Source organism: Geomicrobium sp. JSM 1781026, from assembly GCF_041949955.1.
Classification (GTDB): Bacteria; Bacillota; Bacilli; order Bacillales; family Marinococcaceae; genus Geomicrobium_A.
In genome coordinates this window covers 272,705-290,821 of record NZ_JBHFQF010000001.1, presented here as the reverse complement: position 1 = coordinate 290,821, position 18,117 = coordinate 272,705, and the positions used below count along the sequence as shown (strand labels likewise).

Here is an 18,117-nt window from a genome sequence, read left to right as displayed (position 1 = left end):
ATTATAGCTATAAACAACGCGCTGGAGGAGATAAGCAATGATTCAAATAACAGGAGTTTCCAAATCATATAAGAACAAAAACGCCTTACAAGCCATTGACATTGATATTCAACAAGGAGATTGCTTCGGTCTTGTTGGACCTAATGGTGCAGGGAAATCTACACTAATCAAAATATTAACGTCGATTTTGCAACATGACCGAGGGAGCATCACGATTCAAGAACGCCCGCTCCAAAAGACGAGTCAAAGTATGATTGGATACGTACCTCAAGACATTTGTTTAGAAGAAACACTCACTGCTGAAGATAACTTAACCTTTTTCGCTCGAATCCATCATTTAAAAGGAAAAGAAAGACGAGAAAGAATGGATGCTGTTCTCGAACAAATCAGCCTCACGAATCAAAGAAAAGACGTTGTATCTACATTTTCTGGAGGGATGAAGCGTAGACTGAACATCGGCTGTGCACTCTTGCACGACCCAGATGTTCTCATTATGGATGAGCCAACGGTCGGAATTGACCCCCAATCTCGTTACAATATCTATTCACTTATTCATCGTTTAAGACGTCTTGGCAAGACGATCATTTATACGAGTCATTACATGGAAGAAGTCGAACAGCTTTGCAATCGAGTTGCCTTTATTGATCATGGTGAAGTGGTTGCGTGCGGTTCTCTTTCCCAGATTGCCAATCAGCATGCCAAGTCTGGGGTCTATGTTGAATTCCAATCTGAGCAACCCGACATATTGAAGCCATTTGAACATGTAGAGGAAAAAGGAAACGGGTATCGCATTCTTACAGAACAGCCATTGCAACTGTTAGAGAAGATGGCCCACCAATTTGAGCGAGATCACATCCCGATTGCTCGGCTTGAAGTATCGCAACCAAAACTGGAAGATATCTTTATTCAATTAACTGGGACTGCACTGCGAGAGGGGGACGCTCAGTAATGATTCCAATGTATGTACTGGAAATGAAGAAAAACCTCAAAGACAAAGGATTAATTTTTTGGACATTACTTCTCCCGATTGCCTTTATCGTTGTGTTCGCATCGATTTTCGGATCAGACACAACAGATCAAGAATTGACATTGCATTACGTTGACACCGATCAAAGCGATGAATCTGCTGAACTATTGCAAGAAATTTCCACACTTGAAAACGTCGAATTAGTAAAAGAAGAGAGCTACGCAAACAGTGTAGAACAAATTCAATCCGGTCAGATGAATGTGCTATTTCATCTTCCTGAAGGCTTCTCAAATGACGGGAGCGCGCATTTATATTACGAACAAGTGCGCGAAGAAGTGGCTGCACCAATGATTGCGATGTTAGAAAATTTGCGATACGGATTACAAGCAGAAGAGCAGTACACATTGGCACAAGAGGAGTGGGAAGATGCTGCCATGGTCGCTGAATTTTTCACGCCACCGTTTGATATTTCTTATGAAGCACAAGATTCAGGTGGAGAGGTTGATGCAATCACTCATCTTATCCCAGGTTATGCCGTCATGTTCACCTTCTTTATTATGATTTCAATGGTCACCTCATTTATTAAAGATCAACGATCCGGTATGCTTTCGCGGCTGGCAGCAACACCGCTTGCCCCGCTACAATACCTAGGAGGAAAGTGGATCGCTTTTATAACAATCGTTTTTTTGCAAGTCGTCATTCTTCTCCTTTTCGGTTACTTTGTGTACGATATCACCCTTGGAAATGTGCCCGCGATTACCGCTGTTTCCCTACTCCTTGCCCTGACTGCGACAGGTCTTGGTCTTGGCCTTAGCCTTGTTGTACGTACAGAGAATATGGGAATCGCACTCACACAAGTGATCGCTCTTGGCGGCGCGATTGTGGCTGGATTATGGATGCCTTTAGAATTTATGCCGTCCTTTATTCAAACCATCAGTGTCGGGTTACCCCAATACTGGGCGCATCAAGCATTTCTTGATGTGATGTCACGCGGGGCTACGATCGTTGACATTTGGCCCTCACTTGCAATGCTTCTTGGGTTTAGCATGCTTGGCGCATTTATCGCTTGGCTTAGCTACGGGCGTTACGTGAAACACGCAAACTAGCGCATAGCTCAATAAATTGACGGGAACCCTGAAAACACGACTATAGCGTATATGGCATTGCTAGGCTATACTAGAGAGAGTGAACGATACATGTAAGGGGGTTCATAAAATGCAGGAGGATACCCTGATCGAACAGCCGGACAAAAAACCGGTTTCTCCACACACAAATGACGATAAGGAACGATTGTTGAAACGACTGCGTCGCGTAGAAGGTCAAATTCGTGGCTTGCAGAACATGGTTGAAGATGATCGATATTGCGTCGACATCCTCGTTCAGATTACAGCTGTTCAAGCCGCATTGAAGAAAGTCGGCTACTCGTTACTTGAACATCATACGAAAACGTGCGTCGTACACGACATCCAAAACGGCAAAGAACAAGAATCCATCGATGAGCTGATGAAAGTCATTCAGCAATACGCCAAATAAGTACAGGCGAGACGGTTTCATTTGCACAACGGGTGGGTATATATGAAGTAACCTTCAACGAGGAGGACTTCAAAATGGGAAAAGGAAGTAAAGATCGTCTAAAGGGACTCGGCAACAAGATTAAAGGTTCTGCAGAAGATGCCGCAGGCAAAGCAACGAATGATCCTGATTTACAAGCAAAAGGGAAATTCGATAAAGTTAAAGGTACAGCCCAAGAAACAAAAGGCAAACTAAAAGATACGTAATGAATTAAAAAACGCAGATCGTAAATCGATCTGCGTTTTTTGCTATGTGGCCGAGGGGTCAGTTCTTATGAATTGACGCTCATCTTCATTTAACCCACATGCCCCACATTGGATGCGGTTGCTCGGTCCACTATAAGGCAGGTGAAACGGGTCTAATTCTGATTGCTGGTATTCTTCGACTACATCCCCCGTTTGTGGATTCAGTTTCACCGCATGCGGAGACTGTTCAATAATGTGAAAACGTGTTTTATTCGTTTTGCATGCTGGGCATACATAATGCGTCGTCATCAAATCCCTCCTGTTTTACGATTATCGTTCCCTTGAGCTTGTTTCTTTATCCAGAAAAAAGGATGACGCATACAGCGGCATCCTTTTTTGCTTATTCTGGTGCAACAACAACCCCACAACCAATTCGGTCTCCAGCGTCTCCTGCCTTCTTCGTTTCTTCATCCGCACCCGGTGCATCTGACTCTGAAGATTGATAACGGTCAGGAATGTTCGCAAAGTTATCGGCACCTTCATGAATCATCACAGAAACATCCGCATCAATTAACTCTTCTGCACCAAATCGGTCCATCATAAATGTCGCTTGTGCAGTGCCATCTTCATTCACATACAAGGATGGCATGTCTCCAGCATGATGATCATGAGAAACATCTTCAGGAGAGTAATGTCCACCCGCTGTCGTAAACGGACCGTCAGCCGCATCCGCTTCACAAATACCCTTTTCATGAATATGGAACCCATGAAATCCTGCAGGCTCTAACCCTTCGACTTTCGTATGGACAACCGTCTTCCCTTGACTGTCTTGGTAGAAATTCGCCTCGCCAATGACGTCTTGATTTACATTTATAATTTCTGCCATCGCTGACGGTTTCAACGGCGTATTCTCATGTTGAACGGCATTGACTTCTTCTACTTCATCCTCGCCAGGGGTTTGCTCGTCTTGCGCACAGCCGGTAGCTAAAATCGCAACCATTGCCACGATCATATACTTTCTCAATTCCTACACCTCTTTTCTATTTACATGCTAGCTTTGCCAACATGTTTCTTCTTTCATACATGAAAGATCATTCCAAAAAATAGGTGTAGGATCGTTGACTTTACACAGTAGGTTCGATTTTTTCTCCATTAATCCATGTGCTTAAATGCGTGGATGCATAATGGAACGGGTGGCCTGTCCAGATCGCAAAGTCTGCGTCCATCCCACTAGCGAGGTGACCGATTCGATCCTCTAGACCAAGATGTTTAGCCGCATTTGATGTAACAGCTTTCATCGCTGTCTTTTCACTTAGCCCAGCAGTGATTGCTTTTGATGCACTTACGAGCAAATGCTCAATAGCAATGACAGGATGATCCGTCGTAATCGCAATATTAACCCCTCTCATCTCAAGCTCCATTAGCGTGTGCCAACTTTTTTGACTCGTTTCGATTTTTGATTTTGGTGACATCGTTGGGCCAACTGACACCGATACATCATGCATCGCCACATGATCAGCAATCAAATGGGCTTCCGTCCCGTGTTCTAACGTTAAATCAAAATCAAACTCCTTCTTTAATCGAAGGACTGTAACAATGTCATCTGCTCGGTGCGCATGAATGCGGAATGGAATTTCTTTTCGCAATACTTTCGCTAACTGCTCATAACCAAGCTTAAAATCTGTCGTCCCGGCTTTTCGTTTTTCCATATACTCTTTCGTACGATACATTTCTTCACGAAAGATTGAGGCAATGCCCATACGTGTAATCGGCTTTTTCGTACGAGAACCATACACACGTTTCGGGTTTTCCCCAAACGCCGCCTTCATACCCGACGGGGCGGCAATTGCCATGTGATCAGCAATACTTCCTGATGTTTTCACTGTGCACATTTCTCCACCGATCACATTCGCACTTCCTGGCAACACTTGCACCGTCGTTACACCCGTCCGGATGGCATTTTGAAATCCTTCCTCTAAAGGATTGAGGCCATCAAGAGCGCGGACTTCTGGCGTGACCGGGTCGCTCGTTTCGTTGAAATCCGCCCCTGCTTGCCCGATCCCCTCTTCACTTACACCTAGATGCGTATGCACATCAATAAACCCAGGGGTTATATACCCGCCGCGAACATCAACTTTCTCCGCCTCAGACGGAATGTCCCCTTCTTTTACAATTCGTTTCACTTTTCCGTCTTCAATTAATAGCGCTTTCCCTTCGTATTTTTCACCGTCTCCATTAAAGATTGTTCCATTATAAAAAGCTTTCACTTATGACCACTCCTTTCAAACAGTGTAACAAAAGACGATAAATCTGGACATCGATCATGCTCAATAGCAAAAAAACAACAAAATATTATTGACAAAAACGAACAAATCAGCCTATAATATTGTTGTCGCCATTACTTATACGTTCCGTTAGCTCAGTTGGGAGAGCGCCACCTTGACAGGGTGGAGGTCACTGGTTCGAGCCCAGTACGGGACACCATTTATAACGCTACTCTTTTAGGGGTTGGACGTTTTTTTGTTTTTGTAAAAATATTCAATCTTTCGTATTTGGGGCTTATTTTCCCTTGATTACACTGTTGATACTTGATCTCCACTTCAAGCAGATGCTTGTAGTCCAGACTTCAATTGCAACATCGGTGGACAATATTCAGCCACAGTGTTCTCTTTACCCTCCGGGGTGTAAGTGCGGCATCACCTCTCCGCCTCGGTGTGCGAAAAGAGGTCCAAACGCCTTATGCAATCATTTAAGTGACAACTGGTAAAGAAAAGTCATTATTTTAAAAGTGGATCCGCACATAAACGGAGCGGGCGGTCACAAATTGCGATATATGCGCCCGATTTGAGAGCTGACTGGTCACATAAGTGACGGGTAATAACTTTCCTTGCGCCAGGTGGGGACCAGCCGTCACGTCTTTTTTACCCTTCAATACTCGTTTTCCGTGTTGTCTTCAACTCTTGCAGTGACGAACAACGAGCGGCATCATAGTTGTCGAGGTGAAACGAGATAAGCTTTAACAGTCAATATGTAGGTATTCACCCGTAAAGAGCGATCTCGATCATAGGAGTTCAACTTATATAGATCATTTAAGTATGCCATACTGCTCGGTTCTACTGGATAGACTAACAGCATTTATTGATAGTAACAGTTTATCTATATTCGTTACTATATCCATGAAATTATTTGCATTAAGAGCAGCGCCGTCTACAGCACATGAATATTAATCAATCGAAAGTTCACTTACCCAGCTGAGCGCTAATATCCATTTTTGTTCGCTTGTTTGTTATAGTATTCGTAACTATATGTTAGGGGATGTATACATGTTGCATAAGAAAACTCCTTATAGTATTCGCAAAGGTAAACTAGATGATTCAGATGAAATATTACAACTGCAAAGTTCAGTAATTTCTGAAGACAAATTTTTAATTACCACTTCTGCTGAATTTACTCCCAATTTTGCAAATCAAAAAGAATGGATGAATAAAATATTGGAGAATGATCGGGAAACGATCATTGTTGCTGAATTTGAAGCTAAAGTAATTGGATGGATAATATTTCAATCACATGATAGAAAAAGGTTACAACATACAGGCTCCTTTGGAATGGCGGTAAGTAAAGCACATCGAGGTACAGGTGTAGGTAAAGCTCTTGTAGAAAGTTTATTACTATGGGCAGAAAAGAACACATATATCGAAAAAATTAGTTTAGGAGTGTTTTCTACGAATCACAGAGCCATCTCATTATATAAAAAGATTGGTTTTATTGAAGAGGGCCGCAAAGTTAAAGAAATAAAAATTGATAATCACCAATATATTGATGATATTATGATGCACAAGTTTGTTTAAAAATTGACAGGAATTACGAGCACTAAATTCACTTTGAAAATATATCTATTTCAGTTTATCTCTTAGTAAACCTATCCTTAAAAGTTCATATAGCACATAATCACTTAAGTGCATTTTGGTACTTATAATCATCGGAATATTGAATGAGCGTTTATCATATATAATAAGCGCTTTGATTAATATTACTAAGAGAATACAGATATTCAAATGCCTTATGACCCCACTCCTAAAAACAAAATTGAAAAGCAAAATACTTTTCCTGAAAAATATATTTGCCTTTTTCTTCTACATTATATAATTGTTTCCGATATTATAGTAATATATAATCATTACTTTAGTATTTGGAGGAATTTGATGGCAATTTTGTTTGGGTTATTCGCTTTTTTTGCGGCATTTGCTTCTTTCGGTCTATTGGTGGTTGCTTTTATTCTCTTTTTTACGAAGCGCGAATATTTTAAGCGGACGATGATTGCAAGTGTTGGTTCTTTTGGTGCGATGGTTTTATCTTTTGTGATGATGGGGGTTTTATTACCTAACGATTCGTCGGAAGACGTCGCTCGCGCAGATGAAGAGCCTGCTGAAGAAGAAGAGGTTGATGAGGTAGAAGAGTCTGAGTCTGAAGTCCACTCTGTTGAGTTAGACGCAAGTATAAACTTTGATTCGACTGAAGACGAGATACACATATCTGGAGACACAAGCTTTGAAGATGGGGTTACTGTTACATATACGATTTCAAATTTAGATCACATGGATGAATTTATTGAAGGAGATATCGAAGTACAAGATGGTGAATTCGCTGCTAAAGTAGATATTTCTAGTTTTCAAGACGGGGAAGTTCATGCTGTTTTAGGGTATTATCCGTTCGCTCAAACTGAAGATATTACGGAGAAGTACGGTTTTGAAGGGGAATATATTGGTCACGATCATATTGATGATTTCGGTGAAATTCGTTTTGAAGAAACCTTTGTTCGCTCTCACCCTGTTGAATTGAGCGGAAGTGGTGATACCGCCACTGATTCATTTAGTCTGAATGCTGGATTTGCGGTTATCAATGCAACACATCAAGGGTCAAGCAATTTTGCTTTGTATTTAAAAGATGAATATGGTGGCCAAGATCTTTTAGTGAATGAGATTGGCAATTATGACGGAGAAACGTTTGCTGTTATTCCTCAAACTGATGATTTTTATTTGGAAGTTAAAGCGGATGGAAGTTGGGAAGCTTCCGTTTCACAAACGATTCCAGAAGAAGTGACTAACGAAGATGACTCGATTGAAGGAACCGGAGACTCCGTCGTCTTTGTGGATATGAGTAGCGGTAATAAACGACTTTCCTTCACCCATAGCGGGGATAGCAACTTTGTCGTACGATTAAACGGGCAAAATTTACTCGTTAATGAGATTGGGCATTATGAAGGGACCCAAACGTTCATGTTTAATGATGATGATGTTTATGCGTTTGAGGTTCTTGCTGACGGAAATTGGCGTATTGATATTGACTAAAAAAATAAGGAGACCGCAAACGTTGGTGATGCGGTCTCCCTATTTTTAGCGATACTGAATGAAAACTTTTAAGGGGCGCATTTTCCGTTCGGCTAGTAGGTGAAAACATTCAATCAGCTCAGATTGTTCAATGGTTTGCTCAAATAGCTCATAAACGTAAGGTGTGCCGCTTACTTGTCTGAAAAACCATTCGAAGTGTTCACGATAATCCCAACCATCACTCGAACGAAAGAGCGTAAGTTCTTTGCAAAAGTAATCATCGGTTAACTCAAATCGGTCGCTATTTCCATCAGACAGCAAACAAATGCTTCCGTTAGTGCACACTAGCCGCTGTAATTGGCCAAATGCGCGATTGGAAGTTGAACACTCAAGACCGTAATCGTAACAACCGTGGAGCTTATGAGAACCTTCATCGACATGTTCTTTTGCTCCGAATGTTTTGGCGAGTTGCATTCGATCTGCGTTTGGCTCGATTACATCCACGTTCCTCACACCGTAAAATAGTTTCAAATAATAGACCGTCCAAAGCCCGATTACGCCCATGCCTGAAATAACGACACGATCTTCTCGGCGCGGCGCCAGTTTTCTGACCCCCTTTGCTGCATCGCAACTGAGTATGACGAGTATTGCGGCTCTCTCGTTCACATGATCAGGCAGCGGGATGACTTGGTTCTCTTTGCATAGCTCGATATTCTTGTGTCCGTAAAAGGCAACAACTCGGTCTCCTGGCCGTACCGCGTTAACCTCGTTACCTATTTGAACCACTTCTGCGACGTTTTCATAACCTGTTTGTATTGGGTATGTGTTCACAGCACCAAAGTAAGCAGACAGTTCTGCCCCAATGCTAATGCTTGATGCCAACGTTTGGACGAGCACTTCATCGTGTTTAGGTTTCTGTATCAATTCCGTTTTCCATTGTAATGTTTGTTTATCTATTAACTGCAATTCACTTTGTGCGAACATTCCGAACCCCCATTTTTGAAAAAAGAAGCAGGCTGTTACCTGCTTCTTTTCGTTTGCTAATGGTTTAGCTCTCCAAGTTAGAAACGGTTCCCTTTCTTTTGTTGAAGCTGTTGCATTTTATTTTTGATTCGGGATTCTCTTCGTTCTGTTTCCTCGCGGTCTTGCTGAATGTGTGTGACTTGATTGTCATCAATCGTAAGTTGAAGCCATTCCCCTTCTTTCACACCGTCAGGAAGAGATTGTACAGGAACAATTCTTTCTATCTCGTCTTTGCCTACAAGTAACACAGCATTTGTTTTGTCTTCAATGCGGTCAATTACTGCTTGAACGGTTTGCATCATTGCCTCCTATTCAATAAAGCATACACTGTTTTCTGATTCGATTTGTTCTAATCGTCGCTCTCCAATACCTTCGATTTGCATAAGATCATTATATGATGAAAACGGCCGCAAATCTATCATTTGCTCCGCACGCTCCGGTCCGATGTGCGAGATCTCTTGAAGTTCTTTGGCGTTTGCATTGTTTACTGCGACTTGACCAGCTTCACAAAGAGATTCGGGTCCTTTCGCACCGTCCCCGGTACGCACGACGTAGTCCCGGCCATTTGTGTAAACTGTCACAACCCCATCGGTATCGGTTCCGTACACATCAGCTCCTGTAGCTGTGAGGCGTTGTAGTGCTTCTTCATGGGGATGACCATGCGAATTTTCCTCACCTGCTGAATAGATGGCTATCTCCGGCTGCACTTCTTGGAGAAAGCTTTCTGAGCTTGAACGATTTGATCCGTGATCGGCGACTTTTAGAATGTGTGAAGATAGGTCCATCTCTCGTGATACAAGCTCACCTTCTGCGTCTTCATCTAGATCGCCAGTAAACATCATGCTCACATCACCATAGTTAAACTTTACGACGAGGGAGTTGTTACTTTTATGCTCGCCAAGTTGTTCTGGATGCAACACGCTTAACTGCCCTCTTTCAAGCAATGTGCTGTCTCCTGCTTTTGGTTCATGATACACCGCACCAGACGATTGAATTGCGTCAAGTGCTCGTTCAAACGTTTCAGTTGTCTCAGCATCTCCGTTCATCCATACTTCGTGTACGATTAATTCCTCTAGAATCTCTGGAAGCTGGCCGATATGGTCGTCATGAACATTGGAACCGATAAACAAATCAAGCTCTTCAATATCCCGATCATGTAGAAAATCGATGACAGCTGTATCATCATGACGACCAGCATCAATAAGAATATTGAATTCTTCAGTTTCCAACAGTACCGCCTCTCCTTGACCCGCATCGATAAAATGTGCCAAAAGGTCTGGCAATTCATCCACTTCTTTGATTTGCTCATCTTGTGGATCGTTGTTCGCTAAATGTTGTATTCTTCCTAGCTCTTCTTCTGGAATGGCGTTGTTTTCACCATTCATACTACAAGCGGTTATGAGTGCGAAAAGTATAATAAAGCATGAATACAATCCCGTGCGTTTCATATCCAACCCCCTTTTCTTTTTTGTAGTATAAGGAGTTGGTGAGCGATTTATCCGAAAAAGAACAACAAGCGATGAGTGAATTGGACAACGTGCAGCCGGATTGTTTGATCAAAAATCCGACAGAACTAATTTCAAGGCCACCGGTGCTGTGTGAAGGTAAAAATCCCGCCAAAGTTCACTAAATGTTTATTGTGCGCTGGCGCAAAAACCGAACAATCTACCGTTCGTCTTGTGCGACTGACTTGATGAAAAGATGCGATGCACTAAAGAAATTCGTTGATTCTTGAGGTGGTTTTGCTGCATTAAATTTTATCTCTTATACGCTCGGCATAAGAAATTCCATTACTCTTTTCGGTCACTAAAGCCAACATCACATGAGCACAAGGTATATGAAAGACTGTATGGTTTTTCTTCGGCACCTGATGTGCCGATTGTTACTAGCTCATGAGGTTCATGTGAATAAATCGACAACTTCGCTGCCGATTGTTGGTCGTCACTGCGAGGGTTGCGAGCACCACAGAAAATGTTTGCCAAAGGGCATAAAGGCGTAACCGGTGGTCACTACCTGGCGCCAGGAATGTTATGGCCTGTTACTTATGTGACCATTCAGCTCTCAAACCGTGCACTTTCGGCATGCAACGGTCACAAAATGCAATATTTGTGACCGTTGACTTCGTTTATGTGCACATTCACGTTTAAAATCATGATTTTCCTTGCTCAAGTGTCACAATAATGAATATATGGGGCATTTGGACTTCTTTCCACACACCTTAGCCAGGAGGCAGAAACGTGAACCGATGTCGCCCTTGTGCTCTGGAGTACAAGCATCCGCCTGAAGTGGAAAGCAACAACAAACTGTGCAATCAGGAAAATGTTAAGTTCATCCTATATAGATCGTTTCGGACGTGATCTATGTAAGTTGAACTAAAGAATCTCTTCAAGAACCAATGGGGAGCTTGCTAAGATGGAAACTGTGCTCGAGTTGTGACCGAACTGTTCTCAAGTCGTGAAAAATCGCAGGAAAAGCGATATTTTCTCATAAACTAGGGAACAGAATGAGCAAACTCGGGAATAGATTAAAAGTCATGTGCACATCCGCGCTCCGAACCGAGTCCGATTTGGCTTCGGCCGTGTTCAGGTCGAAAGGGTGTTCGCTTATGGGCATTGAATCTGCACTCCAGTTGGAAACTGCGCAGGAGTTTAGCTGAATGAGCGCCAAAATCGTTAAACTAGGCAAACTTGCGCGCAGAACGTGTAAACTTGCGCGCAAAATGGCACCCAGCACCGCGTTACCCCTCCAACCCAACACCCAACAGCGCAATCAGGAAAACCTTAAGTTCATACTATATAAATCATCAAATTACAGTATATTCCAGATCTACAGGCGCTATAAAACCACATAATCCTTCTCCCCCGCAACATAAAGATGAGATATTAGTACCGGGTGCGCTTTAAAGATTAGCTGTTTTTTAGTGGCTTCTCTCGCCCTGACGAGGCATCCATTTTGTTTCTTTTACTTCACTGCGCGTTGTTTTCTTTTAAGAAGATCTTGAAACTTGGCGTCTAGCTCTTTTTTCTCTTCTTCAGTTGCTGCGACGCTGAGCTTACTTAGTGTTTCCGTAATTTGCAATTCAATCGCTAAAAGATCTTCGTCTGTATGAGAATGAGCGGTTTGTTCGTCTCTTGAGATTGGGCTGACGGTCGGCACGTTGTTGGCAAACGACAATTCATCGTCAGCGACTTCGTCGACGAAGCTACGATCATGGCTAACAAAAATGATCGTACCAGGAAATGAGCGTAACACTTCCGTAAGTGCTTCTTTTGTTGTGAGGTCTAAATAATTGGTCGGCTCATCCAATAGCAGAAGATTGTTATTATGCAAGAAGACGGTCGCAAGCGACGCGCGCACTCTCTCGCCACCACTAAGGACTGCGATCGGTTTATGCACATCTTCTCGCTTAAAACCAAGTCGTGCGAGCACGTTTCGAATGAACGTTTCTTTGTACGGGCTTTTTGCCGTCACATTTTCTAAAATGGTCTCATTTTCATTTAAGTTCTCTTGCTGTTGCGAGAAGATGCCTAGTTTTGCCGGACCTGCAACAGTAAGCGCCGAATCTCGACTTGCAATCATGTTAAGAAGTGTCGTTTTTCCACTGCCATTTGCTCCGGTAATGGCAAGTTTTTGACCAGGTTTGATGGCTCCAGATACTTGTGATTTGAGCGAACGGTTGCCAACTTTCACCTCACAATCGTTAAATTGAACAGCATAACGACTATGAAGCTTAGGAAATTCTGCAATATCAAACACAATCGCCTCATGCTCCATTGGCTTTTCTTTTTTTTCAAGCTGATCGATTCTGGAGTGCATCGTTTCTGCAGCCCGGTTCAGCTTCGCCTTCGTCGCTCGAGCACTTCGCTTGTGCAACCTTGCTTCTGAATTACCCATACGGCTTGGCGCCTTTTTTACACGATCTGATTTTTGCTGAACATTTTCAATCGCTGATTCCAGCCGTTTTTTCTCTTTCGCATACGTTTCGTAATCTTTATTTTGCCGAACACGAGCGGCTTGTTTTTGTTGTTGATACGCATCATAATTTCCTTCGTACATCGTGACGGTCTGATTTTCAATCTCCCAAATGGTCGTACAAACCTCATTGAGCAACTGCTTGTCATGGGAAGTGAGTAGCACTGCACCCCGGTGCATTTTGAGGGTACGCTCAAGTCCTTCAATGCCTTGTATGTCCAAGTGACTCGTCGGCTCATCGGCGATGATTACGTCAGCTTCTTCGCCGAGTGCGCTCGCAATCTTTTTCCTCGTGCGCTCACCCCCGCTCATCTCTCTATCGTCCTCTGGCACTCTCCATAGTGAGGCGAGCCGTGCATTCGGTTGGACGTCCCCCTCGTTGAGTTGTGGGATATAGACTGCATTCCCATATCTTTCAACCGTACCTGAATCCTCTTTGAGTTCCCCCGCCAAAATGGAGAGTAACGTCGACTTCCCTGCACCGTTGTCACCGACGACGCCGATGCGGTCTCCTTCGTACACATAAAGGGAATCGACGGAGAACACTTCCTGTCCTTCATAATTTTTTGATAGTTGTCTAGCGTGTAATAGCACGCAAAAACCCCCTCTAAAGACATTTAGAGAGGGTCCGCAAATCGTTCTACTGCTTATCTATTCACACACGCACAAATAAACATCACCGAACGGGCGTGTGTGTAGGCAGGTAAGTACGAATGGACAGACGAATCCCATCTCTAAACATCTTCAAAATGATGTTCAATCTCATTGAACGTATTCTGATTATGTTTGTTGATAAGATTAGTTCCACATTCGCGACAGTACCTGTACCTTTCTTAGAATTGAGATTATCATCACATACGTTTTCAAAAATGTCAACGCTGTCTGTTTTTAATGAGTAGTACGAACCGGGTCGCATGTAAAGCGACAGTAAGTACGTAGAAAATAAGAATGATCATATCGACAACGAGCGGGTTTTCGAAATCTACATATAACCAGACGATGAGCCCTCCCCCGAGTAGCAGGAAGAGGTTGAATCGGCCGAATTCATTCAAAAGTTTCATCGTGCTTCTCCTTACATTCAATTAAAGGTTTGAAAAAACGAAAAAGGATGAGATAACGAGCAATACGAACGCAACGAGCAGCAAAGAGATCGCATTCATAATCTTTCTTCCTCCCTTAGTGTACTGTTTCTATCGTATCTCGCTTCTCCTTAGAAACGAACCGTTCTTTCTTGCGATTTTCTTACAATTTTGTAACAAATCATAAAAGAAAAGTGCACTCAATAGCTTGAGTACACTCTCCAATCGGTTCGGTAAGGTTTTGCCATTTCTGTCTTTATTCCGTCTGCTTCACTTCTTAGTCGGCTTAAATCTTTCTTTATGTCTTCAATCTCTAGTTGGACTTTTTTAAGCTCCTTTTTCATCGGATCCACTTAAAGTTTTGCCCCCCAATAAACACTCTAGATCTTGTGCTATCTGTCATTATACTAAAGGCAGGGTGGCAGAAACATATGATAAAAGTCAGAAATCTACACGTTTACATTCGCTACGAAGGAATCATTCTCTGTGTTTTCTATAGGTGTGGTGCTCTTTTGCTAAATGAAGCGTGCGCATAAGGTCACAAATGATGACCATCGTTGGATTAAGAGCGGGCGTGATCTTTTACTTGTTCTCGAAGCGCTCGCTTTAGAAACTTTCCAACAGAAGTTTTCGGAAGTGCTTCTAAAAACAGCACCTGATCAGGTACCCACCATTTCACAAATTGCGTCTCAAGATGTTGGAGCAGCTCTTCTTCGGTCACGACCGAACCTTCTTTGCGAACGACACAAGCCATTGGTCGCTCCTGCCATTTTTCATCTGGCACGGCGACAACAGCGGCTTCGAGCACTCCAGGATGGGCCATAAGTGCATTCTCTAAATCGACGGAAGAAATCCATTCCCCACCACTTTTGATTAAGTCTTTCGTTCGGTCAACGATGGCAATCGATCCTTCTCGGTCAATCGTGACAACATCTCCGGTGTATAGCCATCCGTCTTTGAACGTTGCCTCGGAGCGATCGTCGTTATGATATGCATCGGCAATCCATGGACCGCGAATGAGTAGCTCTCCCATTTCTTTTCCGTCCCACTTAATCTCACCATGCTCATTCACGGCCTTCAGATCAACGAGAGGTACCGCCATTCCTTGCTTGGCTCGAATGTTCAATTGCTCTTCCTTCGAATCTTTCAATTGATGACTCTTCAACTGAGAAACGGTTGCCAGAGGTGCAGTTTCCGTCATCCCATACGCGTGCAAAAAGTCAATGCCGTACACATTTTCAAACTGCTCGATCATCCCTTTTGGTGCAGCAGAACCTCCACAGAGCACACAACGCAAACTGCTCGTGTCATACGACCCTTTTTCTAACACTTGCAACAGACCAATCCAAATGGTCGGAACCCCTGCAGTAATCGTTACTTTTTCTTCTTGGATAAATTGTGCAATGAGCTCGGGGGTGAACTGTGGACCTGGGAGCACTTGTGTTGTTCCAAACCAAGTTGCCGCAAACGGCATGCCCCATGCATTCACATGAAACATCGGTACAACCGGCAATGCCGTATCCTTTTCAGAGATCGCTGTTGAATCGGTTAACCCTAGTGAGAGGCTATGCAACACAATGCCCCGGTGCGAATAGAGCACTCCTTTTGGCTTGCCTGTTGTCGCTGACGTGTAACACATTGCGACAGGTTCATTTTCATCCAAATCGGCGACAAATGAGAAGTTCTCATCTCCTTCTTGAACGAGATCTTCATATGAATACACCGGTGAGAGAGAGGTTTCAGGGAGTGACGGTTTATCTGTCATGATAATAAACGCTCGTACCGTCGTTAGTTGATCGGCCACACGCTCAATGAGCGGTAAAAGATCTTCATCGACGAGAACGACACGATCTTCAGCATGATTCATTACGTATACGAGGTGCTCTGGTGGCAGACGAAAATTAACCGTATGAATTACCGCTCCGACACCAGGAATGGCAAAATACGCTTCAAGGTGGCGATGGTGATTCCAAGCAAGTGTTGCAACCCGTTCCCCGCGCTGAACGCCTAATTGCTTAAGGGCACTTGAAAGCGCGCGTGTTCGTCTGCCAATATCTCGATACGACATTCGCTGTACATTGTCCAATGTCCTGGAAATGACCTCTTTGTCTGGAAAGTATCGTTCTGCTCTTTCTAGCATTGGAGGTATCGTTAATGGCGTGTTCATCACCTTAATCAAACCCTTTCATGTTTAGATGCAGCGCTCTCCACACCGGTTTGTTTTTTTATTTCGGTGGCATACGAACCGCTCCGTCGAGACGAATCGTTTCTCCATTTAACATGACGTTATCGACAATTGATGCGACCAGTTTCCCGTACTCAGACGGGTAACCAAGTCTTGACGGGAATGGGGTCATCTCTTCAAGTGACTTACGTGCTTCTTCTGGTAAACTTTCAAACAACGGCGTTTCAAATAAACCTGGAGCAATGGTGACAACTCGTATGCCTAATGAAGCCAAATCACGACTTATTGGTAGTGTCATCCCTGCTACGCCGCCTTTGGACGCACTGTATGCCGCTTGTCCAATTTGCCCATCGTATGCGGCGATCGATGCGGTGTTAATGATGACCCCTCGTTCCCCTTCTTCATTGGTCTTATTGTCCTTCATTCGTTCTGCTGCAAGTCGAATGACGTTAAACGTACCGACAAGGTTGATTTCAATCACCTTTTTAAAAGACTCCAGCCGATGCGTTCCTCGTTTTCCGGTCGTTTTTTCCGCAGATCCAATACCTGCGCAGTTTACAACGGTATTCACCTTACCGAACACACGAACGGCTTGATCCATTGCGGTCGTTACACTCTCTTCATCTGTGACGTCTGTGACGTAAAACTCCACGTTTTCACCTAGCTCACTCGCCAGCTTTTCTCCTCTCTCTTCGTTCACATCCAAGATGGCAACGTGCGCTCCATCACGAACAAATTGCCTAACGGTCGCTTCCCCTAATCCTGAGGCACCACCTGTTACGACTGCTTTTACTTCATCTCTTTTCATCTGTACATCCTCCAAGTTGTAAGCCTTTTCATTTTTTCCTAATGAATCGATTCTCTCATTGCTACATTTCGCTGAATTTCGCTATTTTCCTGCTAAAAGAAAAAATTACCACTTATAAAAGAACGTATGTTCGTGTATACTCATTGTGAGGTGATCCACATGGCAAACAAACTTACTCCCGGTTCAAACATGCGCTGGGAATCAAGTCGAATGATTTTACCTGAACACCGAGAAGCTTGGCTAACCCATCAACAGGACACAACAAAGGTGAAAAAGCCCATCCTCGATGAACAACGCTGGCTCGAATTTGAACTCATCTTAAGAGAAGCGATGGAATATAACGAGCCCCTGCTATTCACATACTGGAAGAACGGATCATTCTTTGAACTCACAGGCTACTGCCATTACGTCAGCCATGACCAGAAGCAATTCCACATCGTTTGCACAAACGATGATGTGCACTACCTGAAGTTCGATGTGGTCATGAATGTTGAACGTGCGTAAGCGTGAATCAACGACAAAGGGCCGTCGCTGCCATGTGCCATTGGATAGCTTCCGCGCAGTAACCAGCCTGTTAGTCGACCGTTTTCTACTGCTCAGCGGCTTTGGGCGAGTGGATAAACGAGCACCCAAGCCACAAAAGTCCCGATAAAAGCAGACAGCGTCGCTGGCCATAACACAGAGCCAAGCTGCCATTCGGTAGTGATGGCTGTACATACGGCCATCACTACCGCTGCTCCCCCAGCCATCGTATAGCGTTTCATATTGTTCCCTTCCATGTCTGCCACCTTTCTATGACGCATTTCATCGCGCGTCATCTCTTAACATCCGTCGAGTTGATTAAAGCTGATTTTTTTCGCGTGTGCAAAGCATCTTCTTTGTTATATCGCTTGTGATTAAAAAGTCAAAACGACGTCCTACCAGCGCTAAGGAGAGCGGTAAAAAGCTAGAAACTGGACCTTCAACAGAATAAGTAGTATTCATCGGTAAAAATCCGAA

General features: G+C 43.5%; 19 protein-coding genes and 1 tRNA gene. 8 read left to right on the top strand and 12 right to left on the bottom strand.

What is annotated here, in order from left to right:
- Positions 1 to 37: 37 nt before the first annotated feature.
- From ACE1TF_RS01445 to ACE1TF_RS01430, 4 genes are all read left to right on the top strand, one after another.
- Positions 38 to 949, top strand: a complete 912-nt coding sequence (locus ACE1TF_RS01445; RefSeq protein WP_375013691.1) for an ABC transporter ATP-binding protein — start codon at positions 38 to 40, stop codon at positions 947 to 949.
- Complete coding sequence (locus tag ACE1TF_RS01440) at positions 949 to 2,073, top strand: ABC transporter permease (protein WP_375013689.1); 1,125 nt, start codon at positions 949 to 951, stop codon at positions 2,071 to 2,073. The genes ACE1TF_RS01445 and ACE1TF_RS01440 overlap by 1 nt, the downstream gene beginning before the upstream one ends.
- Before the next feature lie 109 nt (positions 2,074 to 2,182).
- Positions 2,183 to 2,500 (top strand): metal-sensing transcriptional repressor, encoded by a 318-nt coding sequence (locus ACE1TF_RS01435; RefSeq protein ID WP_042403542.1) that lies wholly within the window; start codon positions 2,183 to 2,185, stop codon positions 2,498 to 2,500.
- Positions 2,501 to 2,574: 74 nt separating this feature from the next.
- The gene (locus ACE1TF_RS01430; RefSeq protein WP_081829423.1) at positions 2,575 to 2,745 is read left to right on the top strand and encodes a CsbD family protein; all 171 of its coding nucleotides are present in this window, start codon (positions 2,575 to 2,577) and stop codon (positions 2,743 to 2,745) included.
- Positions 2,746 to 2,787: 42 nt separating this feature from the next.
- Here ACE1TF_RS01430 and ACE1TF_RS01425 read toward each other — a convergent pair whose 3' ends face one another.
- From ACE1TF_RS01425 to ACE1TF_RS01415, 3 genes are all read right to left on the bottom strand, one after another.
- Entirely contained in the window at positions 2,788 to 3,033 is a 246-nt protein-coding gene (locus tag ACE1TF_RS01425; RefSeq protein ID WP_042403544.1) for a hypothetical protein, read from the bottom strand.
- 91 nt (positions 3,034 to 3,124) lie between these two features.
- Positions 3,125 to 3,748, bottom strand: coding sequence for a superoxide dismutase family protein (locus tag ACE1TF_RS01420; protein WP_375013686.1), 624 nt, complete (start codon positions 3,746 to 3,748; stop codon positions 3,125 to 3,127).
- A 100-nt stretch (positions 3,749 to 3,848) separates the two neighbouring features.
- The gene (locus ACE1TF_RS01415) at positions 3,849 to 4,991 is read right to left on the bottom strand and encodes an amidohydrolase (protein ID WP_042403548.1); all 1,143 of its coding nucleotides are present in this window, start codon (positions 4,989 to 4,991) and stop codon (positions 3,849 to 3,851) included.
- Positions 4,992 to 5,132: 141 nt separating this feature from the next.
- Here ACE1TF_RS01415 and ACE1TF_RS01410 point away from each other — a divergent pair.
- From ACE1TF_RS01410 to ACE1TF_RS01400, 3 genes are all read left to right on the top strand, one after another.
- Positions 5,133 to 5,208, top strand: a tRNA-Val gene (locus ACE1TF_RS01410).
- Between the two features lie 839 nt (positions 5,209 to 6,047).
- Entirely contained in the window at positions 6,048 to 6,572 is a 525-nt protein-coding gene (locus ACE1TF_RS01405; RefSeq protein ID WP_375013684.1) for a GNAT family N-acetyltransferase, read from the top strand.
- Between the two features lie 354 nt (positions 6,573 to 6,926).
- Complete coding sequence (locus ACE1TF_RS01400; RefSeq protein ID WP_375013682.1) at positions 6,927 to 8,072, top strand: hypothetical protein; 1,146 nt, start codon at positions 6,927 to 6,929, stop codon at positions 8,070 to 8,072.
- 45 nt (positions 8,073 to 8,117) lie between these two features.
- On the opposite strand, the gene ACE1TF_RS01395 is transcribed toward ACE1TF_RS01400, so the two are convergent.
- The 8 genes from ACE1TF_RS01395 to ACE1TF_RS01360 all read right to left on the bottom strand — a co-directional run bounded on the left by ACE1TF_RS01395 (position 8,118) and on the right by ACE1TF_RS01360 (position 17,118).
- Positions 8,118 to 9,035: a zinc-dependent alcohol dehydrogenase gene (locus tag ACE1TF_RS01395; RefSeq protein WP_375013680.1), complete on the bottom strand. Its 918-nt coding sequence runs from the start codon at positions 9,033 to 9,035 to the stop codon at positions 8,118 to 8,120.
- Positions 9,036 to 9,112: 77 nt separating this feature from the next.
- Complete coding sequence (locus ACE1TF_RS01390) at positions 9,113 to 9,373, bottom strand: DUF3006 domain-containing protein (protein ID WP_042404158.1); 261 nt, start codon at positions 9,371 to 9,373, stop codon at positions 9,113 to 9,115.
- A 9-nt stretch (positions 9,374 to 9,382) separates the two neighbouring features.
- Positions 9,383 to 10,522 (bottom strand): MBL fold metallo-hydrolase, encoded by a 1,140-nt coding sequence (locus tag ACE1TF_RS01385; protein WP_375013677.1) that lies wholly within the window; start codon positions 10,520 to 10,522, stop codon positions 9,383 to 9,385.
- Between the two features lie 1,513 nt (positions 10,523 to 12,035).
- The gene (gene abc-f, locus ACE1TF_RS01380; RefSeq protein WP_375013674.1) at positions 12,036 to 13,640 is read right to left on the bottom strand and encodes a ribosomal protection-like ABC-F family protein; all 1,605 of its coding nucleotides are present in this window, start codon (positions 13,638 to 13,640) and stop codon (positions 12,036 to 12,038) included.
- 278 nt (positions 13,641 to 13,918) lie between these two features.
- Positions 13,919 to 14,107 (bottom strand): hypothetical protein, encoded by a 189-nt coding sequence (locus ACE1TF_RS01375; protein WP_375013672.1) that lies wholly within the window; start codon positions 14,105 to 14,107, stop codon positions 13,919 to 13,921.
- Between the two features lie 218 nt (positions 14,108 to 14,325).
- Complete coding sequence (locus tag ACE1TF_RS01370) at positions 14,326 to 14,469, bottom strand: hypothetical protein (RefSeq protein WP_193744171.1); 144 nt, start codon at positions 14,467 to 14,469, stop codon at positions 14,326 to 14,328.
- A 218-nt stretch (positions 14,470 to 14,687) separates the two neighbouring features.
- Positions 14,688 to 16,295 carry a long-chain fatty acid--CoA ligase gene (locus tag ACE1TF_RS01365; protein ID WP_375013669.1) on the bottom strand — a complete coding sequence of 536 codons (1,608 nt, stop codon included), beginning with the start codon at positions 16,293 to 16,295 and terminating at the stop codon, positions 14,688 to 14,690.
- A 55-nt stretch (positions 16,296 to 16,350) separates the two neighbouring features.
- Complete coding sequence (locus ACE1TF_RS01360; RefSeq protein WP_375013667.1) at positions 16,351 to 17,118, bottom strand: 3-hydroxyacyl-CoA dehydrogenase; 768 nt, start codon at positions 17,116 to 17,118, stop codon at positions 16,351 to 16,353.
- Between the two features lie 159 nt (positions 17,119 to 17,277).
- Between ACE1TF_RS01360 and ACE1TF_RS01355 the strand changes: the two genes are divergently transcribed.
- Positions 17,278 to 17,622 carry a YolD-like family protein gene (locus tag ACE1TF_RS01355; RefSeq protein WP_052398599.1) on the top strand — a complete coding sequence of 115 codons (345 nt, stop codon included), beginning with the start codon at positions 17,278 to 17,280 and terminating at the stop codon, positions 17,620 to 17,622.
- A 92-nt stretch (positions 17,623 to 17,714) separates the two neighbouring features.
- Here ACE1TF_RS01355 and ACE1TF_RS01350 read toward each other — a convergent pair whose 3' ends face one another.
- Positions 17,715 to 17,936, bottom strand: coding sequence for a hypothetical protein (locus ACE1TF_RS01350; protein WP_375013665.1), 222 nt, complete (start codon positions 17,934 to 17,936; stop codon positions 17,715 to 17,717).
- Between the last annotated feature and the right edge of the window lie 181 nt (positions 17,937 to 18,117).